Genomic DNA, 24,829 nt, shown 5'->3' with positions numbered 1-24,829 from the left:
ATCCGACCACACCACCCGATTTGCACCAGCACGGTGCTAGCGTTATGGTTACCCACTTTCAAAATAAGCTCGATAGATCACCTGCTATGACGTTTTCACTTTTCGGCGACAAATTCACCCGCCATTCAGGCATTACTCGCCTGATGGAGGACCTCAACGACGGGCTGCGCACACCGGGCGCAATCATGCTCGGCGGGGGAAACCCGGCTCAAATCCCGGAGATGAATACCTATTTCCAGACGCTGCTCGCTCAGATGCTGGAAAGCGGCAAAGCAACCGATGCGCTTTGCAATTACGACGGCCCGCAGGGTAAAACCGAACTGCTGGCACTCCTCGCCGAAATGCTGCGTGACGAGCTGGGCTGGGATATCGAACCACAGAATATTGCACTGACAAACGGCAGCCAGAGCGCGTTTTTCTACTTGTTTAACCTGTTCGCAGGGCGTCGCGCCGACGGCACCACCAAAAAGGTGTTGTTCCCGCTGGCACCAGAGTATATCGGCTACGCCGATTCCGGCCTGGAAGAGGATCTGTTCGTCTCCGCGCGCCCGAATATCGAGCTGTTGCCGGAAGGCCAGTTTAAATATCACGTCGATTTTGAACACCTGCATATTGGTGAAGAGACGGGCATGATCTGCGTATCACGTCCGACGAACCCAACGGGCAACGTGATCACCGATGACGAACTGATGAAACTGGATGCGCTGGCGAATCAACACGGCATTCCGCTGGTGATCGATAACGCCTATGGCGTACCGTTCCCGGGCATTATCTTCAGCGAAGCACGTCCGCTGTGGAACCCGAACATTGTCCTGTGCATGAGCCTCTCTAAGCTGGGCCTGCCGGGTAGCCGCTGCGGGATTATCATCGCGAATGAAAAAATCATCACCGCCATTACCAACATGAACGGCATTATCAGCCTTTCGCCGGGCGGTATCGGCCCGGCGATGATGTGCGAAATGATTAAGCGCAACGACCTGCTGCGTCTGTCCAATGAGGTGATTAAGCCGTTCTATTACCAGCGTGTTCAGGAGACAATTGCGACACTTCGCCGCTATTTACCGGAAGAACGCTGCCTGATCCACAAACCTGAAGGGGCGATTTTCCTGTGGCTGTGGTTTAAGGATCTACCCATCACCACCGAACTGCTCTATCAACGCCTGAAGAAGCGCGGCGTGTTGATGGTACCGGGCGATTACTTCTTCCCAGGCCTGGATAAACCGTGGCCGCATACGCACCAGTGCATGCGTATGAACTACGTGCCCGATCCGGAAAAAATCGAAGCGGGTGTCAAAATTCTGGCCGAAGAAATCGAAAAAGCCTGGCGCGAAGGCAATTGTTAAAAATAAGGCTCTTCAAATGAAGAGCCTTATTTTTCCGTGATCTTAATCTTGTATCAAGGATATATTCTGTAGCGTTTCATTCAACATCCTCATTGAGTTTCCTTAGGAATATTCCTTTAATTTACGCTCACTAACTTCCCCATCAATAATTAAGCACCAATTAAAGATCTTAACTTATTGTTATTTTGAAATAACCACCTGCAACGCAAGAAAATACCATCCCGAGTCACTTTCATGCATATTTAAAAATAGTGCATATACTCACTAATACGCCGCTCGGCGTTCTTTTGCGTGGAGTATTCATATGCTACCTAATAATGTTAGTCGCATCAGCGCTATTGCTGTTGCGGTACTGCTCGCGTTCTCTCTTTCTGCCTGCAGTGGAAGCGGTGGCGGCTCTCATCATTCAACGGCCAAAAATAACCCTGCGACGGGAAGCAGCAGCGGCTCAGGTGATGGAAGTGGCACGACCGCGAGCAATGGCGGTTCGGGCAGCAACGACTCGGGTACCGGGACAGGCGCTGGTGGCGGTACGGGTTCTGGTTCTGGTTCAGGCTCAGGCTCAGGCTCAGGCTCAGGCTCAGGAGGCAATGGCAGCGGAGGAACCGGAACAGGCAACACGGGCGGTGGCGGAACCACTACCGCAGGCGTAAATACGATACTGGGTGATGCCGGCAAAACGGTGACCAGCGTTGGCTCTACGGTGGATGGCCTTGGAAGCCAGCTTCCAACAAATAATCCCGTCACGTCAACCGTTTCAACCACCGTCAGCGGTGTTGGCAGCGCCGTGTCCACCGTGGGGACAGGCGTCACGACTGGCGTTGGCGATCCAAACAACGCGAACGGTGTGGGCACAACGGTTAAAGGCGTGACCACGTCGGTTACCTCCCTGGGCAATACCGTTTCAACGGTAGGCACGGGCCTGGCGAGCTCCACTTCCGGAACACCGGTTAGCGGCGTAACCGGCCTGACGGGCAGCGTGGTCAACAGTACCGGGCAACTGGTCAGTAACACCGGCACGGGTCTTACCAACACGGTAAGCAGCCCTGCGATCGCTCAGGTAACAACCGATACCACGACCGTTGCCAACAAGACGCTGGGCGGAGTACAGGGCGTCACGCAAAGCGTGGGCACCACGACGGGTCTCGGCACACCGGTCAACGGCCTGCTGACCCAGGTGGGTAACACCGTCAGCGGCGTGGGAACCAACGTCAGCAGCAGTAATAGCGGGCTTAACGGCGTGGGTCAGGTCGTTCAAAATGTCGGCCAGACGGTTACGGATAGCGGTACGCTGGTCAAACCCGCCTCTTCGACAACCGGAGGAAGTTCAGGCTCTCTCACGGCTAATGCCAATGTGGCGGCCACGAACAACAGCCTGGGTGCAACGGTCAATACGACCCTCAATACCCTGACTGCGGGCGTTACGGCCAACGCAGCAACAACATCAAGTCAAAACACGTCGACAACTAACCCGGTCAACGGTCTCAACACGTTAACCACCGGTCTGCTGATGCCAAAACAGTAACCTGCTTATTGTCATTCTGCGCCCCTGGTTCAGGGGCGCTTTATACAGCGACACTCCCCCTAACCGGGAATGATGAACAGGGATAGCGCGATGAAACACCATTTCCTTTTTTCGCTGACGGGGCTGGTTGTGCTGAGCATGGCCCGCGCCGATACACTGCCCTCTATTATTAACCCTGATAACCCGGCGCAAGTTTCTCGTAACATTGCCCCAGAACAGCCTGAGACCGTCCCACAGCCGAAAGTCAAAATAGAAAAACCGCAGTCAACGCTGACGCCTGAAACGCCCATTACCATTCATCACATTCAGTTTATTGGCGGCACGCGTTATCCGTTGCAGGAATTACTTCAGCCCTTCAGGCCGTACGCCGGAAAAACTGTGCCGCTAAAAACGCTCACGGGGCTGGTAAACGATATTACGGCACGCTACAAGGCAGATGGTCTCCCACTTTCTTATGCCTGGTTGCCTGATAACAATTTCCAGCAGGGAAATATTAAAATTGTTTTGGTTGAAGGGTATGTCGCCCACAGCGACATTATCAGTAATAACCCTCATATCGCCGAACGTCTTAAACGATTGTCTGAAAAAATCATGGCGGAAAAACCGCTCTCTCAGGATACGTTTGATCGCTATAGTCAGCTGATGACCCGCACCCCCAACGTTCCGGTCACGGCTAACGCGCAGTTGCCAACCAATATCTATGGCGCGGCAGCGATGCAGATAACCGCCAACCAGGAGCGGAGCTGGAATATCGCCTCCACAATCGATACCCGTAAAGGGCAAGATCTCATGATGCTGAACGGAACGCTCAGCAACCTGACAAGTTATGGCGATCAGCTTGGCGTGGCCACACTCGTGCCATTAGATAGCAACACGCGAAAAAATTATGTCGGTCTGAACTGGCAGCAGTTTTTAAACGATGAAGGGCTGACAATGCAGCTCAAAGGCAGCTATTACCGGGAGGATCCGCAAGATTTCTCAACACTCCTCGCTTTACCAAATAATATAAAGGTCGACTCAAAACAAAAAACAACGCAATACAACGGTGGCGTAAGTTTTGGTTATCCGTTGCTGTTAACGCAAAAATCGCAAATTAATTTTACCAGCGGTTTTGATTATACCGATCGCCAGGATGATTATGCTCTGCAGGCCAGACTGCAGGGCAAAACCTATAAGCTGGACTCCCTCAACCAACACGCGCGTTATCCCGCGCTGGAAGTGGGTATTAATGGTGCACATCAATTCACAACCGCCAGCATCAGCGGCCGACTCAACGTCCGTCAGGGTATTGATGCGATGGGCGCTGATATCGTCTCAGCCCCCAAACCCGATATGAATTTTACGCTCACGAAAAGCTATCTGGACGCTGCGTGGGTGTTTGCCGATAAATGGCGACTATCTACATCCTGGGAGGGGGACTGGTCAAATAACACGCTGCCAGAGCCCGAGCGCGTTAGCTTCGGTGCTCAGCGGTTTGGCCGTGGATACCAGGACAGTGAAGCAAGCGGCGATTATGGCTATGGCGGACAGGTAGAACTGCGCTATATCCAGATGCGAAAAGAGAGTACCTGGCTTACCACCATCCAACCCTACATCCTGACCGATACCGCGCAAACCTGGTATAACACGTCAGGTTTGCCCCACCAACGGCTTGGGTCAGTGGCTGCCGGCGTGATGGTAGGCGATACGCGTCATTATAGCGTCACAGTTGAGGCGGCAAGGCCCGTCGGGGATGTTCCGACAGACAGTCGCAACAGGGACTGGCGCTACAGTCTGACGTTCACGTGGAATTTCAATAAAATGCAGTAAGCCTTTCAGCCCGAATACTGACAGGATCAACACAGCGCAACGCGTGGGTTGGACAGGCCGCTACACAGGCCGGTCCGCCTTCGCGATGCAGGCACAAATCACACTTCAGCGCGTGTGCCTTATTCCCCTCAAGCCGAACCTGCATCGCCCCAAACGGGCACGCCAGCACACAGCTTTTGCAACCAATGCAGCGCGTCTGATCAACGAGCCACGCTCCCGCCGAGCGGCGAATGGCATGGGTTGGGCAGACATTGGCGCAGGGTGCGTCTTCACACTGGTGACAGCCAACCGCCGTGGTATATGACCCCCCTTTAACCACACGAATGCGTGGCGTAAAGGCATGTGCGGATACGGAATCCTGATGCGAGACCGCACAGGCCGCTTCGCATGTGCGGCACCCGATGCATTTTTCCGCATCCGCCATGATAAATCGGTTCATCTGTTACGCCTCGCGTACGTTAAAACCCAGTTCTTTTGAAATAGCCTCTGCCGTTTCGCGCAGTGGTTTAAGCAAGTTTTTCTCGCCCACCTGCTTCATGCGTGATGTCGATAGCGATATGGAGATCGCATACGGCACGCGGCCATGAATATCAAACACCGGCACGGCGATACAGGAGACACCCAGCTCGTTCTCTTCTTTGTCCATCGCCATGCTGCGATCGCGAATTTCCGCCAGCTCATCATACATGGCACTCAATTCTGTGATGGTGTTGCGGGTCAAAGGTTGGATCTGTTCCTGATGGCTTTCCCAGTAGCTCGCCACATAGTCCTGGTGACCAAACGCCATGTAGATCTTGCCCATCGCTGAGCAGTAAAGCGGCATATGCTGACCGATATAAGCACGCGTGCGCAGCATACCGGTTGTCGGCTCGAGTTTATAAATCAGGATCGCGTGGTCGTCTTCCCGGCTGGAAAAGTTCACCGTTTCACCCGTAGCAATATTCAGCGCTTCAAGGTGTGGCGCCGCCACGTGGATGATATTGAGCGACGACAGCGCCTTTTGCCCGACGGCGATAAATTTGGTGGTCAGACGGTAACTGCCCGCCGCAGGCGCCGGGGTAACGTACCCGCACGACTGTAACCCCTGGAGTAACCGGTGCACGGTGCTCTTATTCAAACCAGCCAGTTCCGATAAATGCGCGAGCGGGCACCCGTTCGGATAGTTGCTGAGGATCTCAATCAGCATCAGGCCGCGAAACAAGCTCTGGCTACCTGCAGGCCTCTCTTTTTCTTGCGTCATTTCGCTCTCTTTCGTGCTCATTAAATGGCTCCTTTTTATCGCGCTCCTGATGGTAGCGCAAAGTGTGGTTTAGTTCACGATCTCAACAGAAAAAACACAACCAGTTGATTTTAATGATTTTTGAAAAACATGAATGTCGTTGATCTGACAAATTTTGATCGCTATATTTGAAATCAGATTTCGTATAGTGAAATTTAACGATAAAAAAGCACTCGCACTGACACCTAAAATGAACAGGAGAACAGGGATGAAAGTGACCTTTGAAGAGTTGAAAGCGGCGTTTAATCGGGTCCTGATCGACCGCGGCGTAAAAGCTGACGCCGCAGATGCCTGTGCGGAGATGTTTGCCCGCACTACAGAATCCGGCGTCTATTCACACGGCGTGAACCGTTTCCCGCGTTTTATTCAGCAACTTGACGCTGGCGACATCATTCCTGACGCTCTGCCAAAACGGGTAACGTCATTAGGTGCCATTGAGCAGTGGGATGCTCAGCGCGCCATCGGCAACCTGACAGCGAAGAAAATGATGGATCGCGCCACGGAGCTGGCATCCGATCATGGGATCGGCCTGGTGGCTCTGCGTAACGCAAACCACTGGATGCGCGGCGGCAGCTACGGCTGGCAGGCGGCGGAGAAGGGTTATATTGGAATTTGCTGGACCAACTCCATTGCTGTGATGCCCGCGTGGGGATCAAAAGAATGCTGCATTGGCACCAACCCGCTAATCGTTGCGATTCCCTCCAACCCAATCACCATGGTCGACATGTCGATGTCGATGTTCTCCTACGGCATGCTGGAAGTAAATCGCCTGGCCGGGCGCGAGTTGCCGGTTGATGGCGGGTTTGACGACGAGGGTAATCTCACCCGTGAACCCGGCGTCATTGAGAAAAACCGTCGCATTTTGCCAATGGGCTACTGGAAAGGGTCCGGCCTGTCTATCGTACTGGATATGATCGCGACACTGCTTTCCAACGGTTCTTCCGTGGCGGAAGTCACTCAGGACAACAGCGACGAGTACGGTGTATCGCAGATCTTTATCGCCATTGAGGTCGATAAACTGATCGACGGCCCAACTCGCGATGCCAAACTTCAGCGCATTATGGATTTCATCACCAACGCTGAGCGCTCAGACGAAAACGTCGCCATCCGTCTGCCGGGGCATGAATTCACCCGCCTGCAGGAAGAGAACCGCCGTAACGGCATCACGGTTGATGACAGCGTGTGGGCGAAAATCCAGGCCCTGTAAGGAGTGGACGATGATATTCGGACATATTTCACAGCCAAATCCGTGCCGTCTCCCACAGTCGATTGAAAAGGCGCTCGATTTTCTGCGCACCACGGACTTCACGGCACTGGAGCCGGGCGTTGTTGAAATTGAGGGACGCAACATCTTCGCCCAGGTGCTCGATCTCACCACCAAAGCGTGGCATGAGAACCGCCCGGAAGTACACCGACGTTATCTGGATATCCAGTTTCTGGCTTGGGGTGAAGAGAAAATCGGTATCGCTATAGATACCGGCACCAACAAAATAAGCGAATCATTACTGGAACAGCGGGATATTATTTTTTATCACGCCAGCGAAAATGAATCATTTATTGAAATGATACCCGGCAGTTATGCCATATTTTTCCCGCAGGATGTTCATCGTCCTGCCTGTATTAAGAGCAAAGAATCCACAATTCGTAAAATTGTGGTGAAAGTGGCAATCAGTGAATTGAATTAATTTTCTGATAAATACAGGAATGCGAAATGACCAACACCGGTTTTATTATTGGTGCGTACCCCTGCGCACCTTCGTTTCACCAGAAAGGGGAACAAGAAGAACAAACCTTCTGGCGGGAACTTTCCGACACGCCCAACATCCGCGGGCTGGAACAACCTTGCCTGGAAAACCTGCATCCGTTTGGTGATGAATGGCTGTTCCGTCATACGCCAGGGGACTGGCAAATCGTCGTGACGGCAGTAATGGAAACCATGCGCCGCCGCGGCACCAACGGCGCGTTCGGTCTGGCCTCCGCCGACGAGCAACAGCGTAAGGCCTGCGTCGAATTCTATCGCCATCTGCACCAGAAAATTGACACCGTGAATGCCCGTTACCCCGGGAAAGTGATCGCCCTGGAGATGCAGGCAGCACCGCAGGCAGGTAATGCCTCTGTCGAACACGCCACCGAGGCATTCTCTCGCTCCATTCGTGAAATAGCAGACTGGGACTGGTCATGCGATCTGGTTCTTGAGCACTGCGATGCTATGACCGGACTCGCTCCGCGTAAGGGGTTTTTACCCCTGGAGCAGGTACTGGAAGTGGTGAAAGATACGGATATCAGCGTCTGCATCAACTGGGCACGTTCGGCCATCGAAGGTCGTAACACCGCCCTTCCGCTTGAGCATGTTCAGACCGCACTCAACGCCGGAAAGCTCGGCGCGCTAATGTTCTCCGGGACAACAGCAACCGGTGAATACGGTGACTGGCAGGATCTCCATGCACCATTTTCTTCATTCTGCGCCGACAGTTTACTGACCACTGAACACGCAAAAACACTCTTTACTGCGGCGAGCGCCGCAACATTAAAATTCTCCGGTATTAAATTGCTGGAAATAAATGCTAATGCTGACGTCAGCCATCGCATTGCCATTTTGCGCGACGGCATTAGCGCCATGAAAAAAGCGACACAATAAAAATAAAAATCTTATTCCGGTTACATTTACTGAGACATTAAATATGAACACGAATTCTCAAGCTCTACATGCGGATATTCCGCGCCAGCGCTGGCTAAGAATCATCCCCCCTATTCTTATCGCCTGCATTATTTCTTATATGGACCGAGTGAATATTGCATTTGCGATGCCAGGTGGTATGGATGAAGAATTAGGTATATCCGCCACAATGGCTGGCCTGGCGGGCGGTATCTTCTTTATCGGCTATCTGTTCCTGCAGGTTCCCGGTGGCAAAATTGCTGTTCATGGTAGTGGTAAGAAGTTTATCGGCTGGTCGCTGGTCGCCTGGGCGGTGATCTCGGTACTCACGGGTCTCGTGACGAATCAGTATCAGCTTCTGGTGCTGCGATTCTTACTCGGCGTGGCGGAGGGCGGGATGCTGCCCGTTGTGCTCACCATGATCAGTAACTGGTTCCCGGATGCCGAGCGCGGTCGCGCCAACGCGATTGTGATTATGTTCGTGCCCATTGCCGGGATCATCACAGCACCGTTGTCGGGTTGGATCATCACCGCGCTCGACTGGCGCTGGCTGTTCATTATTGAAGGGCTGATGTCCGTTGTGGTGCTGGTGCTCTGGGCATTCACCGTGTATGACCGTCCACAAGAAGCCCGCTGGATATCGGAAGCCGAAAAAAACTACCTGGTGAAAACGCTGGCGGCGGAACAGCTGGCGATTGCCGGTAAAGAGGTGAAAAATGCCTCGCTCAGCGCAGTGCTGTCCGACAAAACCATGTGGCAGCTGATCGCCCTGAACTTCTTCTACCAGACCGGAATTTATGGTTACACCCTCTGGCTGCCAACCATCCTGAAAGAGCTGACGCATACCAGTATCGGCCAGGTAGGGATGCTCGCCATTCTGCCTTACATCGGCGCGATTGCGGGCATGTTCCTGTTCTCGTCTCTTTCTGACCGTACCGGCAAGCGCAAGTTGTTTGTCTCCCTGCCCTTGATTGGTTTCGCGCTCTGTATGTTCCTTTCTGTGGCGCTAAAAGAGAACACCTGGCTGGCCTATGCCGCGCTGGTGGGCTGCGGCTTCTTCCTGCAATCCGCTGCGGGTGTGTTCTGGACTATTCCGGCGCGTCTGTTTAGCGCCGAAATGGCGGGCGGTGCGCGCGGCGTGATTAACGCCCTGGGTAACCTCGGTGGCTTCTGCGGCCCTTATGCGGTTGGCGTGCTTATCACGCTGTACAGCAAAGACGCAGGGGTTTACTGCCTGGCGGTTTCTCTGGCGCTGGCATCGCTGTTGGCCCTGCTGTTACCGGCGAAATGCGATGCCGGCTCTGAGCCGAATCCCACGGTGAATCCACATAAACGTGCGGCCTGATGTCCTCACCCCAGCCCTTATGTATTGATCTTCTCTGCTCCGGCGGAGAAGATCCCCGATTGATCATCGGGAGGTTACCGGTGAGCATCACCCGGCCCTGGCGCCCCTGAGCCCGCGGGAGAGATTATGCCCCGGTAACCCGTTTCCCTGTCGCCTCAAGACCGAACGGTATCCTGTGCCCTGAGCACCCACATATAAGGATGGTCCGGCGATATTATTCATAAGGTTACGGAGTGCCATGATGAATCTTGTCCCTGTCGGCGTTGATATTGCCAAACTCAAATTTGATGTTGCTGTCCTGCTGCCAAATCAGAAGTACAAAACCAAAAAATTCTCTAATACGTCTGCCGGATGCCGTGAATTCCTGAACTGGCTGGCACGTTTTGGCGACTGCCACGTCTGCATGGAAGCAACAGGTTGCTACAGCACTGAACTGGCCACCCTGCTGGCCGATAATGGCTGCTGCGTCAGCCTTGAAAACCCGGCACGTATCCATGCGTTCGCAAGCACTGAACTGACCCGCAATAAAACGGACAAAAGCGACGCGGCGCTGATAGCACGCTACTGCGCCCTGCATCAGCCCGCCCCCTGGCATCCTGCTCCGCTGAGCGAACGGCAACTGACAGCTCTGGTGCGCCACCTGCGTAACCTGGAAGAGATGCGTCAGATGGAGATAAATCGTCTTGAAGCAGCGGATGAAGTCATTGTTCCTTCCCTGAATGAACACGTTGCGATGCTGGAGGAACTGATTGAAGAAACGCACAAGAAAATCAACCGGCACATCGATGACAACCCGGATCTGAAGCGGGACCGGGAGCTACTGAAGAGTATCCCCGGAATAGGAGACATGCTGAGTGTGAGCCTGCTGGCGTTCGCAGGTAACCTGCGACGGTTCAGCGACAGCAAAGCTCTGGTGGCATACGCCGGTCTGAATCCGCGTCGTTGTGAGTCAGGGATGTGGAAAGGAAAAAGCAGGCTGTCGAAAGTGGGCCATGCAGAGCTACGCAGCGCACTGTATATGCCAGCGATTGTGGCAGGAAGATGCAATGAGGTGGTGAAAAACCTGATGGACAGGCTTGCAGCCCGGGGAAAGACAGGAAAAGAACGAGTATGTGCCGGAATGAGGAAATTACTGCAACTGGCTTATGGTGTGGTGAAATCCGGGCATGAATTTAATGCTGAAATACCGCTTGCCGGATAACCGGCAAGACGGTATCTCTCCCACCGGGAGAGGGAGCAACACAAGAGAATCAAAGATGAGTGAAAAAGAGCCCTTCTGGCTGGGTATCGATTGTGGCGGTACTTATCTGAAAGCCGGTTTATACACCCGTCAGGGAAAAGAGGTCTGTATTGAGCGCCGTTCGGTTGCCACTCTCAGCCCACGTCCTGGCTATGCTGAGCGGGATATGCACCAGCTCTGGCAGCACTGCCACACGACCGTCGCACTACTGCTCAAAAATGCCAGGGTCGATGGCGAGCAGATCAAAGGTGTCGGTATTTCGGCTCAGGGCAAAGGGCTGTTTCTGCTTGATAAACAGGATCAGCCGCTGGGAAACGCCATGCTCTCTTCTGACCGTCGGGCACTGGAGATTGTGCAGCGCTGGCAGCAGGACGGCATTCCCGAAAAACTGTACCCGCATACTCGCCAGACGCTATGGACCGGGCATCCGACTTCGCTCCTGCGCTGGGTCAAAGAGAACGAACCACAGCGGTATCAGCAGATTGGTTGCGTGATGATGGCGCACGACTACCTGCGCTGGTGTCTGACGGGGGAAAAAGGCTGCGAAGAGAGCAATATCTCGGAGTCCAATCTCTACAACATGAGCACTGCTCAGTACGATCCACAGCTCACACGTTGGCTTGATATCAGCGAAATTGACGGTGCACTACCGCCGATTGTCGGCTCCGCAGAAATTTGCGGGGAAATCACCGCTCAGGCAGCCTCGCTTACCGGTCTGGCGGCGGGTACTCCCGTCGTTGGCGGGCTGTTTGATGTGGTTTCCACCGCGATCTGCGCCGGACTCCATGATGACAACACGCTTAACGCGGTGATGGGAACCTGGGCCGTGACCAGCGGGATCGCCAACGGCATTCGTGATAACGAACCCTTTCCCTATGTATATGGCCGCTATGTGCACCCGCAGCAGTACATCGTGCACGAAGCCAGCCCGACCTCATCCGGCAACCTGGAGTGGCTGACAGCGCAATGGGGTGACGTCTCGTTCAGTGAGATTAACGATGCCGTTGCCAGCTTACCGAAGGCGGAAAGCGATGTGTTTTTCCTGCCGTTCCTCTATGGCAGCAACGCTGGTCTGGAGATGACCAGCGGCTTTTACGGAATGCAGGCACTCCACTCCCGGGCCCATCTGTTGCAGGCGGTTTACGAGGGCGTGGTCTTTAGCCACATGACCCACCTGAACCGCATGCTGGAACGCTTTACACACGTGACGTCGCTGCGCGTCACGGGTGGCCCCACACATTCAGACGTGTGGATGCAAATGCTGGCAGATGTCAGCGGTCTGGCAATAGAACTACCGCAGGTGGAAGAGACCGGTTGCTCCGGTGCGGCGCTGGCAGCACTTGTCGGTACGGGCATCTATACCGATTTCCACGCCGCTCAGCGTGCCCTGCGACACGACACCAGGGTCATTGAACCCGACATGCGTGCCCATGCTGCCTACCAGCGCAAATATCACCGCTACCAGTTACTGATTACCGCACTACAGGGCTATCACGCCCGTGTTAAGGAGTTCGACCTATGAGCCGTCCATTACTTCAACTGGCGCTCGACCATACCTCACTTCAGGCCGCGCAGCGCGATGTCGCTTTGCTTGCGGATCACGTTGATATCGTCGAGGCGGGCACCATTCTGTGCCTGACCGAGGGTTTACAGGCCGTGCGTGCCCTTCGCGAGCAGTGCCCGGACAAAATCATCGTGGCGGACTGGAAAGTAGCCGACGCTGGAGAAACGCTGGCAGAACAGGCGTTCGGTGCAGGCGCGAACTGGATGACCATCATCTGCGCGGCACCGCTGGCGACCGTTAAAAAAGGCCATGACGTCGCTCAACGCTGCGGCGGCGAAATCCAGATGGAGCTGTTTGGTAACTGGACGCTGGAAGATGCACGCGCATGGCACCACATCGGGGTGAAACAGGCCATCTATCACCGCGGGCGCGACGCGCAGGCGAGTGGTCAGCAGTGGGGCGAAGCGGATCTCGCGAAAATGAAAGCGCTCTCCGACATCGGTTTACAGCTTTCGATTACCGGCGGGATCACTCCTGCCGACCTGCCGCTGTTTAAGCAGATAAACGTCAAAGCCTTTATTGCCGGCCGCGCGCTGGCTGGTGCTGAAAAGCCACCGCAGGTGGCACAGGCATTCCATTCACAAATCCGCGACATCTGGGGAGAGTAACCATGCGTCAGCATCCGTTAGGTATTTACGAAAAAGCGCTGTCGAAAGATCTCACCTGGCCGGAACGTCTGGTGCTGGCGAAAAGCTGCGGGTTTGATTTTGTCGAAATGTCGGTTGATGAAACTGACGAACGTCTGTCACGTCTTGAGTGGAGCACCACGCAGCGTGCATCGCTGGTTGAAGCCATGCTGGAAACCGGCGTGTCGATTCCATCCATGTGCTTATCTGCCCACCGTCGTTTCCCGTTTGGTAGCCGCGATGAAGCCGTGCGCGAGCGCGCCCGCGAAATCATGACCAAAGCCATCAGGCTGGCGCGTGATTTAGGTATCCGCACCATTCAGCTTGCAGGTTATGACGTCTATTACGAAGAACATGATGAAGGCACTCAACAACGCTTCGCTGAAGGGCTGGCGTGGGCGGTGGAACAAGCCGCTGCGGCACAAGTGATGCTGGCAGTGGAGATCATGGATACCGCCTTTATGAACTCGATCAGCAAATGGAAAAAGTGGGACGACATGCTCGCTTCACCGTGGTTTAGCGTTTACCCGGATGTCGGAAACCTGAGCGCGTGGGGCAACGATGTCACCGCCGAGCTGACGTTGGGCATTGACCGTATTGCCGCAATCCACCTGAAAGATACCCAACCCGTCACTGAAAACAGCCCGGGACAGTTCCGCGATGTGCCGTTTGGCGAAGGCTGTGTTGATTTTGTCGGCGTGTTTAACACGCTGAACCAACTGAACTATCGCGGCGCGTTTCTGATTGAAATGTGGACTGAAAAAGCAAAAGAGCCCGTACTGGAAATCATCCAGGCGCGTCGCTGGATTGAAGCCCGTATGCAGGAAGGAGGCATGACATGTTAGAACAACTCAAAGCTGAAGTGCTGGCAGCAAACCTGGCGCTTCCCGCCCACCAGCTGGTGACATTTACCTGGGGCAACGTCAGCGCGGTCGATCGCGAAAGCGGGCTAATGGTGATCAAACCCTCCGGCGTAGAGTATGACGTGATGACCGCAAACGACATGGTGGTGGTTGATCTTGCCACGGGTGCGGTAGTCGAAGGCAGCAAAAAGCCCTCCTCCGACACGCCAACGCATCTTGCATTGTATCGCCGTTACCCTGAGATTGGCGGCATAGTCCATACGCATTCCCGCCACGCCACAATCTGGTCGCAGGCGGGTTTGGATTTACCTGCATGGGGCACCACGCATGCCGACTACTTTTATGGCGCGATCCCCTGCACACGGCTGATGACCACGGCTGAAATAGCCGGGGAATACGAATATCAGACGGGGGAAGTGATCATCAAAACCTTCGAGGAGCGCGACTTAAACCCGATGCAAATTCCGGCAGTGCTGGTCCATTCTCACGGTCCGTTCGCCTGGGGAAAAAATGCGGCCGATGCAGTACACAACGCGGTGGTGCTGGAAGAGTGCGCCTGTATGGGCCTGTTTTCACGTCAGCTGGCACCGCAGCTACCGGTGATGCAACAGGAGTTACTGGATAAGCACTATCTGCGCAAGCACGGGGCGAATGCCTATTACGGGCAGTAATCACCCGGAATTGATGTGCTCCTTACAGTACCGCCGTTTCCAGACGGCGGGTGTTAAGCCCGTGTGTTTGGTAAATATCTGCCGGAAATAGCCCACGTCATTAAACCCGCAGCGGGTTGCCACTTCGGTGAGCGATGCAGAGCCATCCAGCAACAGCTTTTCCGCCGCCCTGACGCGCTGGCGATGTATCGCCTCCGTCAGGGTTAAATGAAAAGTGCGACGAAACACGCGCCCCAGATAATCGGCATTACAGTGCAACTCTCTGGCGAGCTTCGAAGTAGAGAGGGGTAAATGAAATTGTGTGCGAATAAGCTGTTTCGCCTTCCACGCCATTGCGGCTCCAGCCTCATCCATTTTGTCCTCATACCCCGAAGAGAGCGAAACTTGCTGCAAAATCAGGAGTAAAAGGAGCTCCAGCGCCATACTACGCTGTAATTTTTCCTGCTCACTCAGAAACTGACGGAACAGAGAAATGACATATTGCGCATCCCTGACGCTGCAATGCTGTTCTATTGCCAGAGAGGGGGAGCCATGCCCTGTGTTTTCCACTTCGAAGTGCAGCCAGTAGAATTTGAGATCTGCCGGGAAATCCTCCACACCAACGTGCCGCCGATCCGGCCAAAGCAATAAACTCTCTCCAGCCTTCACCTCAAAAAGGGTGTTTTCCTCCAGGATCGTTAACGTCCCTTTTTCGACAAAAATTATTTCCCACGACGCCAGCTTTCGCGCCGGATGACGACCCACACCTCGGGAAATAAATAACCCGCCATTTTGTACCTTAATCGGAAGCGCTATGGATAATTCAAGCATCGGTATTCACTATCCCGCTTTTATCGTCATGGAAATTAAGTTTATTCATTGATTATTAATAAATATTAATGTCCCTTCCCGATCCAACTCACATTTTTAGCATCAGGTCGGAATTGTCATCTTTTTATACTTTTCCCTTCCCTTGTTGGCCCTGTCGTTCGGTGCAGAATAAATGGGGTACCTTGCATAAATACGATAAAAATCGATTACCGAGGAGTTACCTCATGACTTCCACACCGATTACAGAATCTGACGTTGCACAACCGGCAATAGATGACCGCCTGTCAGTTCGCGAAAAAATAGGCTATGGCCTGGGTGACGCGGGCGGCACGGTCATTACCTGTCTTATCATGAACTTTCTCACCTTTTTCTATACCGATATCTTTGGTCTGACGCCCGCCCTTGTCGGCACGCTGTTTATTGCATTACGCGTGTTTGATGCCATCTCCGACCCGGTAATGGGCGTGATTGCTGACCGCACGCAAAGCCGGTGGGGACGTTTCCGCCCCTGGCAGCTGTGGGTCGCGTTCCCGATTGGGATCATCGGCGTACTGACCTTCACCGTCCCGGAAGCCAGCATGGGAGTAAAAATTACCTGGGCGTTCGGTACCTATTTACTGTTATCCGTAGGCTATACCGCCATCAACGTGCCCTACTGCGCGCTGATCAACACCATGACAACCCGACACAACGAGGTGATCTCCTGCCAGTCATGGCGTTTTGTGCTGTGCGGCGTTGCCGGATTTTTAGTGTCTGTTGGTCTGCCGTGGCTGGTATCCGTATTAGGCCAGGGTAATGCCGCGAAGGGTTATCAGCTTGGCGTGGGCGTGCTGTGCGGTGTCGCCGTGATGATGTTCCTGTGCTGCTTCTTCTGGGTACGCGAGCGCGTCCCGCTGGCGCTAATGGGCAAGTTTACACTGCGTGAGCATCTGGCCGGTTTGCGTAAAAACGATCAGCTGCTGCTGATGCTGGTGATGTCGTTCCTGCTGATCAACGTCTTCAACATTCGAGGTGGCGGGTATATGTACTTCATCACCTACGTGCTTCAGGGCAGCACCGCCTACACCTCGCTGTTTTTTACCATGGTGACCTTTGCGGCCATTCTTGGGGCGGTGATCGTTAACCCGCTGTCCCGCCGTTTTGATACGGTCAAACTTTACTATTACACCAACCTGGTGCTGGCCGTGCTCGCGGCGGGAATGTGGTTCCTGCCAGGCGGACCAAATTACCAGACGCTCTGGCTGATTGTGATCCTGAGCAACGGCGTCATCCTGGGTTTTACGCTGCCGCTGCACTTCTCGTTGATGGCCTTCGCCGACGACTACGGCGAATGGAAAAACGGCGTGCGCTCGTCGGGCATGAACTTCGCCTTTAACCTGTTTTTCATCAAGCTCGCATGGGCTTCCAGCGCCGGGATCATCAGCCTGGTGTTTATCGCCGTAGCCTATCAACCTGGTGCCGGTAACCAGACGCCGGCATCTCTGCAAGGTATCACCGCCATGGAGACATTACTCCCTGCTCTTTTCCACCTGCTGCTGGCTGTCTCAATTCGCTGGTGCAGACTCAACAATCCAATGATGTCGCGCATTGCCACCGACCTGCGCCAGCGTCACGTACAGTCCTGAGGAGAACAAGATGTCCATAATGGAAGCCGACCTGCATAAACTGAAAATTAACGACCCGTTTCTCGGGCAATATCAACGGCTGGTACGCGATGTGGTGATCCCCTACCAGTGGGATGCGCTGAACGATCGCGTGACGGAAGCCGAACCCAGCCACGCCATCACCAACTTCCGTATTGCGGCGGGTCTGGAGAAAGGCGAATTCTACGGCATGGTGTTTCAGGACAGTGACGTAGCAAAATGGCTGGAAGCCGTAGCGTGGTCCCTGTGTCAGAAGCCTGACTCAGACCTGGAAAAAACTGCTGATGAGGTAATTGAGCTGGTTGCGGCGGCACAATGCGAAGACGGTTATCTCAACACCTATTTCACGGTGAAAGCCCCTGAAGCGCGCTGGACGAATCTGGCTGAATGCCACGAGCTGTATTGTGCCGGACACATGATTGAGGCTGGCGTGGCATATTTTCAGGGAACCGGAAAACGCCGTCTGCTGGAGGTGGTGTGCAAACTGGCCGATCACATCGACAGCGTGTTTGGCCCCGGCGAGAACCAGCTACACGGTTATCCGGGTCACCCGGAAATAGAGCTGGCGCTGATGCGGTTGTACGACATCACGCAGAAGCCACGCTACCTGGCACTGGTGAAATATTTCATCGAACAACGCGGTGTACAGCCTCACTTCTATGATATCGAATACGAGAAGCGCGGCAGAACATCATACTGGAACACCTACGGGCCCGCCTGGATGGTCAAGGACAAAGCCTACAGCCAGGCGCATCAGCCACTTGCTGAACAACAAACGGCCATCGGCCACGCGGTGCGTTTTGTCTACCTGATGGCGGGCATGGCGCATCTGGCGCGCCTGAGTCATGACGAAGGAAAACGCCAGGACTGCCTGCGGCTGTGGAACAACATGGCCCAGCGCCAGCTGTACATTACCGGCGGGATTGGGTCGCAAAGCAGCGGGGAAGCCTTTAGCAGCGATTACGATCTGCCCAACGATACGGTATATGCCGAAAGCTGCGCCTCCATCGGTCTGATGATGTTTGCCCGCCGGATGCTGGAAATGGAGGCCGACGGTCACTACGCCGACGTGATGGAGCGCGCGCTATATAACACGGTACTCGGCGGCATGGCGCTGGACGGTAAGCACTTCTTCTATGTAAACCCGCTGGAAGTACATCCGAAAACCCTGACGTTCAACCATATCTACGATCACGTGAAACCCGTCCGCCAGCGCTGGTTTGGCTGCGCCTGTTGCCCGCCGAATATCGCCCGCGTGCTGACGTCGCTGGGGCATTACATTTATACCGTTCGCCAGGATGCGCTTTTTATTAATCTCTACGTCGGCAACGATGTCGTCATTCCTGTTGGCGATGAAACACTGGCGCTGCGGATTAGCGGTAACTACCCATGGCATGAACAGGTGAAAATCGAAATTACCTCACCTGTTCCCGTCACGCATACGCTAGCCCTGCGGCTGCCGGACTGGTGCGCGGCGCCTGGCGTATCGTTGAACGGTGAAGACACTACGGGTGAAATTTCACGGGGATATCTCTACCTGACCCAAAACTGGCAAGAAGGAGATGTCGTCACGCTGACGCTACCGATGCCCGTTTGCCGGGTGTATGGAAACCCGCAGGTACGCCAGCAGGCAGGGAAAGTCGCGCTACAGCGCGGACCGCTGGTTTACTGCCTTGAAGAAGCGGATAACGGTGCCAATCTGCATAACCTTTCCTTGCCGCAAGACAGCGAGTTCCGGGTCTTTGAAGGGAAAGGGATTTTCGCGCACAAGATGCTGATACAGGCTGAGGGGATTGGCTGTCACGTGAAGGACAAGGATGCGCTGTGGCAGTATGACCGCTCGCCGGTACAACGTCAGCCCCAGACGCTGACCTTTATTCCCTGGTTTAGCTGGGCTAACCGGGGAGAAGGAGAAATGCGGATTTGGGTGGATGAAGCATAAACAAGAATAATATCACCTTTATTAATATATAATATTTTTATCGAGCTCGGTGATGCCGAGCTCACTGATTATCATAGATTGAAAGACAATGTGATCTAACCCTCGGTATTGTTTTTTTGCAGCCGTTCAACTCAGACATACCATTGTCTGACATGCATTTTAGTGTTATTCCATAAAGACACACAGCTCAAAATAAGGATATCCCATGGAATTCACTGAAAGGTTAAATGCCTTATCAAATAAAATAAAACAACAACTTGATGTAATTAATACTGAAGAAGCAACAAAAACTGCATTTGTAATGCCGTTCATTCATAACGTTCTGGGCTATGATGTTTTTGATCCTTCAGAGGTGACACCTGAGTTTGTCTGTGACATCGGTACAAAAAAAGGTGAGAAAATCGATTATGCTATAATGAAAAACAATGATGTACAGATACTTATTGAATGTAAAAAAATTGGCGAACCATTGAATATAAATCATGCCTCGCAGTTATTCAGGTATTTTCATGTAACAAATGCCAGAATCTCAATCCTCACCAATGGACAAAATTATAAATTCTTTACCGATCTGGATGCTCCTAATAAAATGGATGAAAAACCTTTTTTGGAGGTAGATCTTCTTGATATTGACGAAAATATAATACCTGAGTTAAAAAAATTAACTAAATCTTCGTTTGATTTGGAATCAATTATCAATGCTGCTGGTGAATTAAAATATGTCAGCCAAATCAAAAAAATCCTGCATTCTCAGTTAAATAACCCTGAAGATGACTTTGTGAAATTTTTTGCATCCCGAGTTTATGATGGGATTCTCACCCAAAAAGTCAGAGAGTCTTTTTTAAATTTGACTAAAAAAGCTGCAAGCCAGTACATAAATGATCAGGTAAATGAGCGCCTCAAGTCAGCCATTACAGGCATAACCCCAGCGATCATCGAAACTCCAAATGAGTCATCGCATATTGAGGAAGACGAACATAAAGACGAAAGCGATGTGGTAACAACGCTAGAGGAGCTCGAGGGATATCATATTGTTAAAGCAATCACCAGAGCGGTACTGGAGGCACCTCGTATCACTCACAGAGATACCAAAAGCTACTTTGGTATCCTTGTGGATGATAACAACCGCAAACCCCTTTGCCGATTGCATTTTAATCGCACGCAAAAATACATCGGACTTTTCGACATAGAAAAAAACGAAACGCGTCACCCAATAACGACAGTCGATGATATCTATTCCTTTGCAGATATCCTGAAAGCAACAGCAGCTCTGTATAATTAATTTTTACCGGGGCAGCACGCGACGTGCTGCCTCAGCCAGAAATGCGCTTCGGTTGCTAAACTGAGGATGCTCACTGACAAAGGAATCAATCTTTACCAGTAAACGACGGGGCATGGTGATGTTGATACGCTCTGCCCTGCCATCAAACTGTTTCATATCAATGTCCACCAGCAGCCATTGCCCACCAATGAAGTCATCAGGACGACTTTCCAGATGTGTTTCAACATTACCCGGAAGAGGCAATGTTTCCTCCACTTCAAACAGCGCTTCGAAGTGTGCTGTGAGAGCATCACGAGCATCCTGAAAAGCCTCATCCAGGGAAACACCTGCAAAAAAACAACCTGGAACGTCAGGGAAAAAACCGCTGGCACTTCCGTCTGAGTCAGAATGAATGTAAGCCGGATAAAACATAACTACTCCTGATATCAGTGTTTAATCCCCGCCTGCCGCCAGATCTGCGCGAGAGTGCCCGGTTTAATATCCTTCTTAGGATGTGGGACAGTAACAAGCCCTTTCTGTTCGGGATGGCGAAACTGATGATGGCTTCCTTTCGTTCTGACACATTTCCAGCCATGACCGATCAGAACAGTAATCACATCCGCACTTTTCACATCCCAATCCTTCCATGATTATACACATGACACACACCATCACTACCGGGTCGAATCACATTAGCGTATTGAGAAACACCAGTGCAGCCGCTTTTGTCGGAACGGGAAGAAGTATCGTGAAAAGAAAAGGGGATTACAGTCGAGTGCAGATAAAAATGCAGGGGCTATCGTAAGCCGGGTAAGGCGAAGCCGCCACCCGGCTTTACCGCATCAGAAACGCCAGGTCAGGCCGGTCATCAGCGCGAAGCTGTCGTCACGGTCGATCATCGGGCTGTTCTTCACGTCATCAGGTAACACGGTATAAACCGCGCTGGCGTTAAGGAACAGTTTCTGGGTTAACTGATATTTAGCCGCCAGACCAACGTATGGCGTCCAGCTGTCACCTGCGGTGTATTCGTCCAGGCCTGAGCGACGAGACTCACTGCCGGATACACCGTAGTAGTAGTCGTTATAGCTCTCATCGCTATAGAAAATACCGACAGATGGCGTCAGAGTCAGGCGTTCCATACGGATTGGATGGAAGTAGGATACTTCACCGATCACGCCGCCGCTTTCATCCGTGGCATCACCAGAGACCGCCACTTTCAGCGAACCCCAGTTTTCATGGCGGTAGTATGCGCCACCGAGGAAGGCAGAGGCTTTTCGCTCATCAAGCTTTTTCATCTGATGGTCGTCGTTGTCATCAGGATCAAAATGGAGCGGCATCCAGGATGCGGTCAGGCTGAATTCATTTTTGGCATCTTTCCACAGGATCCACCCTCCTGTGGTCTGGCGCACATAGAAACGATCGCCTTCGTAGCTAATTAAAGGTACTGCCGTTGTATTTTCATTATATCCTTTGTAAGGAGACTCATTAAATACAGCCCCCGCTCCAAGTGAAAAGTCACCGGCCATTGCAGATGATGTTGCAAATAACGTGGCAGCGATGAGTAAATTGTATTTAATAGTCATTACATGTAATCCATTTAAACGCCAAACAAGCGAGGCGAATAATAATGGTTACAAATTTGTCAATGCAACGCTGCGCTTTATATAATATTATATATAAAATCATATAGATTGGTGTGCATGATGAGTAAATTACAACTAAAGCCACGCGAATTAAAAATTATATCCGTCATCGCAGCAACCCACAGTATTGGCGATGCCGCCGCCCTGCTGGGCATGGCGCAGGCCAACGTCAGTAAATATCTGTCTGATTTTGAAACACGGGTTGGACTTAAGGTTTTTGAGCGCACCACGCGCCAGCTGGCCCTGACCCAGTTCGGTGAAGCATTACTCCCTTACATTAACGCCTCGCTGGACAAAAACAGCCAACTTGTTAATTTCATTGCTGATTATAAGCACGAAAAACGTGGAAAAGTGACAATCTATGCCCCTACGGGCATTGTGACCTACCTCGCGCGACACGTGATCCACAAGATAGAGGATATCGGTGATATCCGCATCTCCCTGAAAACGTACAACCTGGATCGGAATGAATATTCAGAAGGTGTTTCCTTTCCTGATGACTGCGATATTTTAATCACCTATGCGCAACCGAAAGACGAAAGTCTGGTTGCGAGTGTTTTAACAAAATATTCGGTCACAGCATTTGCAACCAAAGAGTATTTAAATAAACACCCCTTAACGGGACCTGAAGATTTAATTAACCACTCCTGTATTCTTATAGACTCCATGCTGGTTGATGATGCAAACATCTGGCGTTTCCGCGTGCATGGCAGCGATGAGATCCATGATTATAGAGTGACCGGGAACTATATTTGCGACAATACCCAGACGGCTCTGGAACTGGCGAGAAATAACCTTGGAATTGTTTTTGCTCCCAAAGAGAGCCTGAAAAAAGAATTAACGCAGGGAATGTTGGTCCCTTGCTTCCCGCATCAGGAGGAGTGGTGGCTCGACCTGACGACCATATTCCGCAAGCGCGAATATCAACCCTGGCGTGTGCAATACGTCCTGGATGGCGTACTAAACTGCCTGCGCCAGCAAATTGCTCAGGCCGTCAATGGACGGCCTGAACGGAGTGATTAGAACAGTCCCAGAGGTTTATCGGAATAACTGACCAGTAGACATTTTGTCTGCTGGTAATGCTCCAGCATCATCTTGTGCGTTTCACGCCCGATGCCCGATTGCTTATAACCACCAAATGCCGCATGCGCCGGATAGGCATGGTAACAGTTAGTCCATACGCGCCCGGCCTGAATGCCTCTTCCCATTTTATAAGCCAGATTACCGTTGCGGCTCCAGACACCCGCCCCCAGGCCATACGGTGTGTCATTCGCAATTTCCAGTGCCTCCTCCATCGTTTTGAAGGTCGTCACTGCCAGCACCGGTCCGAAAATTTCCTCCTGGAAGACTCGCATATTGTTCTTACCGAACAGGATCGTCGGCTCAAGATAATACCCTTCCTGCAGATCCCCACCGAGCACTTTACGGCGGCCACCGGTCAGGATATCTGCCCCTTCTTTCTTGCCGATATCAATATAGTTGAGGATCGTTTCCAGTTGTCCATGAGAAACCTGCGCCCCCATCTGGGTGACACTATCAAGCGGGTTACCGCTGCGGATAGACTCCACACGACGGATCGCGCGCTCCATAAAGCGCTCGTAAATTGACTCCTGAACCAGCGCCCGGCTCGGGCAAGTGCACACTTCCCCCTGATTGAAGGCAAACAGAGCAAACCCTTCCAGGGCTTTATCGAAGAAGGCATCTTCTTCATCCATCACATCGGCAAAGAAAATATTCGGAGACTTACCGCCCAGTTCCAGCGTTACCGGAATGATGTTCTGCGTCGCGTACTGCATGATCTGCTGACCCACTTCCGTCGACCCGGTAAATGCCACCTTGGCGATACGTTTTGAGGTCGCCAGATATTCACCAATTTCACCTCCGGCACCGTTCACCACGTTGACCACCCCCGGTGGCAGCAGATCGCCAATCACTTCCATCAACAACAGGACCGACAGCGGGGTCAGGCGCGCCGGTTTGAGGACAATACAGTTCCCTGCTGCCAGCGCAGGTGCCATTTTCCAGCTCGCCATCAGCAGCGGGAAGTTCCACGGAATGATTTGCCCCACCACGCCCAAAGGTTCGTGGAAGTGATACGCCACGGTATCGCTGTCGACCTCACTGATTCCGCCTTCCTGAGCACGAATACAGGAAGCAAAATAGCGGAAGTGGTCAATGGCCAGCGGCACATCTGCCGCCATTGTTTCCCGGATAGGCTTGCCGTTATCCCAGGTTTCCGCCGTCGCCAGCAGCTCCAGATTTTGCTCCATCCGGTCGGCAATCTTGAACAATATGGCCGCACGGTCCTGGACGGAAGTATGGCCCCATTTATCTTTCGCTTTATGCGCCGCATCCAGCGCCAGATCGATATCACGCTTGCCGGAGCTGGCTATCTCACAAAGCGGCTGACCGGTGACGGGGGTCAGGTTGGAATAGTATTCGCCGTCGACGGGAGCCACCCAGGCACCGCCAATAAAGTTGTCATAACGGGGTTTCAGCTTGAGGGGAAAACCATACTCGCCAGGCTGGATACGCGATGAGGGAGGATTGTTTGTCATGACCGTCTCCTTGCTGTTGGTGTACAACAAGGGTAGTCCCGACTGACGATT

Annotated in this window: 24 protein-coding genes; 17 read left to right on the top strand and 7 right to left on the bottom strand. The window is 52.7% G+C overall.

Features of this window, described 5'->3' with window-relative positions; all coding sequences use genetic code 11:
• Positions 1-86 precede the first annotated feature (86 nt).
• The 4 genes from avtA (at position 87) to ACLHV9_RS01035 (ending at position 4,677) form a co-directional block, all read left to right on the top strand.
• The gene (gene avtA / locus ACLHV9_RS01050; RefSeq protein ID WP_108089379.1) at positions 87-1,343 is read left to right on the top strand and encodes a valine--pyruvate transaminase; all 1,257 of its coding nucleotides are present in this window, start codon (positions 87-89) and stop codon (positions 1,341-1,343) included.
• Positions 1,344-1,660: 317 nt separating this feature from the next.
• Complete coding sequence (locus tag ACLHV9_RS01045; protein WP_410397551.1) at positions 1,661-1,996, top strand: hypothetical protein; 336 nt, start codon at positions 1,661-1,663, stop codon at positions 1,994-1,996.
• 29 nt (positions 1,997-2,025) lie between these two features.
• The gene (locus ACLHV9_RS01040; protein ID WP_410397550.1) at positions 2,026-2,868 is read left to right on the top strand and encodes a collagen-like triple helix repeat-containing protein; all 843 of its coding nucleotides are present in this window, start codon (positions 2,026-2,028) and stop codon (positions 2,866-2,868) included.
• 90 nt (positions 2,869-2,958) lie between these two features.
• The gene (locus ACLHV9_RS01035; RefSeq protein WP_108089350.1) at positions 2,959-4,677 is read left to right on the top strand and encodes a ShlB/FhaC/HecB family hemolysin secretion/activation protein; all 1,719 of its coding nucleotides are present in this window, start codon (positions 2,959-2,961) and stop codon (positions 4,675-4,677) included.
• Here ACLHV9_RS01035 and ACLHV9_RS01030 read toward each other — a convergent pair.
• Together ACLHV9_RS01030 and yiaJ are read right to left on the bottom strand one after the other, a co-directional pair.
• Complete coding sequence (locus ACLHV9_RS01030; RefSeq protein WP_108089349.1) at positions 4,661-5,116, bottom strand: 4Fe-4S dicluster domain-containing protein; 456 nt, start codon at positions 5,114-5,116, stop codon at positions 4,661-4,663. The two genes, ACLHV9_RS01035 and ACLHV9_RS01030, sit on opposite strands and share 17 nt — an antisense overlap.
• 3 nt (positions 5,117-5,119) lie before the next feature.
• Positions 5,120-5,938, bottom strand: coding sequence for an IclR family transcriptional regulator YiaJ (gene yiaJ, locus ACLHV9_RS01025; RefSeq protein ID WP_010436731.1), 819 nt, complete (start codon positions 5,936-5,938; stop codon positions 5,120-5,122).
• A gap of 226 nt (positions 5,939-6,164) precedes the next feature.
• Between yiaJ and yiaK the strand changes: the two genes are divergently transcribed.
• The 9 genes from yiaK to araD all read left to right on the top strand — a co-directional run bounded on the left by yiaK (position 6,165) and on the right by araD (position 14,921).
• On the top strand, positions 6,165-7,163 hold the full coding sequence (gene yiaK / locus ACLHV9_RS01020; protein WP_108089348.1) for a 3-dehydro-L-gulonate 2-dehydrogenase: 999 nt from the start codon (positions 6,165-6,167) through the stop codon (positions 7,161-7,163).
• A gap of 10 nt (positions 7,164-7,173) precedes the next feature.
• Positions 7,174-7,641 carry a YhcH/YjgK/YiaL family protein gene (locus tag ACLHV9_RS01015; RefSeq protein ID WP_108089347.1) on the top strand — a complete coding sequence of 156 codons (468 nt, stop codon included), beginning with the start codon at positions 7,174-7,176 and terminating at the stop codon, positions 7,639-7,641.
• A gap of 26 nt (positions 7,642-7,667) precedes the next feature.
• A complete protein-coding gene (locus ACLHV9_RS01010; RefSeq protein WP_108089346.1) occupies positions 7,668-8,594 on the top strand; it encodes a DUF4862 family protein in 927 nt (308 codons plus the stop codon).
• A gap of 43 nt (positions 8,595-8,637) precedes the next feature.
• Entirely contained in the window at positions 8,638-9,957 is a 1,320-nt protein-coding gene (locus ACLHV9_RS01005) for an MFS transporter (RefSeq protein ID WP_108089345.1), read from the top strand.
• Positions 9,958-10,195: 238 nt separating this feature from the next.
• Positions 10,196-11,158 carry an IS110 family transposase gene (locus tag ACLHV9_RS01000; RefSeq protein WP_407220067.1) on the top strand — a complete coding sequence of 321 codons (963 nt, stop codon included), beginning with the start codon at positions 10,196-10,198 and terminating at the stop codon, positions 11,156-11,158.
• 55 nt (positions 11,159-11,213) lie between these two features.
• Positions 11,214-12,719 carry an FGGY-family carbohydrate kinase gene (locus ACLHV9_RS00995; protein WP_028018239.1) on the top strand — a complete coding sequence of 502 codons (1,506 nt, stop codon included), beginning with the start codon at positions 11,214-11,216 and terminating at the stop codon, positions 12,717-12,719.
• On the top strand, positions 12,716-13,369 hold the full coding sequence (gene ulaD, locus ACLHV9_RS00990; protein WP_028018238.1) for a 3-keto-L-gulonate-6-phosphate decarboxylase UlaD: 654 nt from the start codon (positions 12,716-12,718) through the stop codon (positions 13,367-13,369). The genes ACLHV9_RS00995 and ulaD overlap by 4 nt, the downstream gene beginning before the upstream one ends.
• Before the next feature lie 2 nt (positions 13,370-13,371).
• Positions 13,372-14,232: an L-ribulose-5-phosphate 3-epimerase gene (locus tag ACLHV9_RS00985; protein ID WP_108089344.1), complete on the top strand. Its 861-nt coding sequence runs from the start codon at positions 13,372-13,374 to the stop codon at positions 14,230-14,232.
• Complete coding sequence (araD, locus tag ACLHV9_RS00980; protein ID WP_028018236.1) at positions 14,226-14,921, top strand: L-ribulose-5-phosphate 4-epimerase; 696 nt, start codon at positions 14,226-14,228, stop codon at positions 14,919-14,921. Before ACLHV9_RS00985 ends, araD begins: the two co-directional genes overlap by 7 nt.
• Here the strand turns inward: araD and ACLHV9_RS00975 are convergent, their stop codons facing one another.
• Positions 14,922-15,731: a helix-turn-helix domain-containing protein gene (locus tag ACLHV9_RS00975; protein WP_407220065.1), complete on the bottom strand. Its 810-nt coding sequence runs from the start codon at positions 15,729-15,731 to the stop codon at positions 14,922-14,924.
• A gap of 224 nt (positions 15,732-15,955) precedes the next feature.
• On the opposite strand from ACLHV9_RS00975, the gene ACLHV9_RS00970 reads away from it, so the two are divergent.
• From ACLHV9_RS00970 to ACLHV9_RS00960, 3 genes are all read left to right on the top strand, one after another.
• Positions 15,956-17,356: an MFS transporter gene (locus tag ACLHV9_RS00970; protein ID WP_049007774.1), complete on the top strand. Its 1,401-nt coding sequence runs from the start codon at positions 15,956-15,958 to the stop codon at positions 17,354-17,356.
• A 10-nt stretch (positions 17,357-17,366) separates the two neighbouring features.
• Positions 17,367-19,316 (top strand): glycoside hydrolase family 127 protein, encoded by a 1,950-nt coding sequence (locus ACLHV9_RS00965; protein ID WP_407220063.1) that lies wholly within the window; start codon positions 17,367-17,369, stop codon positions 19,314-19,316.
• Positions 19,317-19,521: 205 nt separating this feature from the next.
• Positions 19,522-20,598: a type I restriction endonuclease gene (locus tag ACLHV9_RS00960; protein ID WP_049006244.1), complete on the top strand. Its 1,077-nt coding sequence runs from the start codon at positions 19,522-19,524 to the stop codon at positions 20,596-20,598.
• 3 nt (positions 20,599-20,601) lie between these two features.
• Here the strand turns inward: ACLHV9_RS00960 and ACLHV9_RS00955 are convergent, their stop codons facing one another.
• From ACLHV9_RS00955 to ACLHV9_RS00945, 3 genes are all read right to left on the bottom strand, one after another.
• Positions 20,602-21,009, bottom strand: a complete 408-nt coding sequence (locus ACLHV9_RS00955; protein ID WP_108089340.1) for a type II toxin-antitoxin system HicB family antitoxin — start codon at positions 21,007-21,009, stop codon at positions 20,602-20,604.
• 14 nt (positions 21,010-21,023) lie between these two features.
• Positions 21,024-21,209 (bottom strand): type II toxin-antitoxin system HicA family toxin, encoded by a 186-nt coding sequence (locus tag ACLHV9_RS00950; RefSeq protein WP_041911637.1) that lies wholly within the window; start codon positions 21,207-21,209, stop codon positions 21,024-21,026.
• Positions 21,210-21,419: 210 nt separating this feature from the next.
• Positions 21,420-22,160: a MipA/OmpV family protein gene (locus tag ACLHV9_RS00945; protein ID WP_108089339.1), complete on the bottom strand. Its 741-nt coding sequence runs from the start codon at positions 22,158-22,160 to the stop codon at positions 21,420-21,422.
• 117 nt (positions 22,161-22,277) lie between these two features.
• On the opposite strand from ACLHV9_RS00945, the gene ACLHV9_RS00940 reads away from it, so the two are divergent.
• Positions 22,278-23,243, top strand: a complete 966-nt coding sequence (locus ACLHV9_RS00940) for a LysR family transcriptional regulator (protein ID WP_108089338.1) — start codon at positions 22,278-22,280, stop codon at positions 23,241-23,243.
• Here the strand turns inward: ACLHV9_RS00940 and aldB are convergent.
• Positions 23,240-24,778 carry an aldehyde dehydrogenase AldB gene (aldB, locus tag ACLHV9_RS00935; RefSeq protein WP_028018230.1) on the bottom strand — a complete coding sequence of 513 codons (1,539 nt, stop codon included), beginning with the start codon at positions 24,776-24,778 and terminating at the stop codon, positions 23,240-23,242. The genes ACLHV9_RS00940 and aldB overlap by 4 nt on opposite strands.
• Between the last annotated feature and the right edge of the window lie 51 nt (positions 24,779-24,829).

The sequence above is a fragment of the Enterobacter sp. CPE_E890 genome, from assembly GCF_046521475.1.
Taxonomy (GTDB): Bacteria; Pseudomonadota; Gammaproteobacteria; order Enterobacterales; family Enterobacteriaceae; genus Enterobacter; species Enterobacter adelaidei.
Note: the sequence above shows the minus strand (reverse complement) of the source record. Positions and strands in the feature narration are given on the sequence as shown.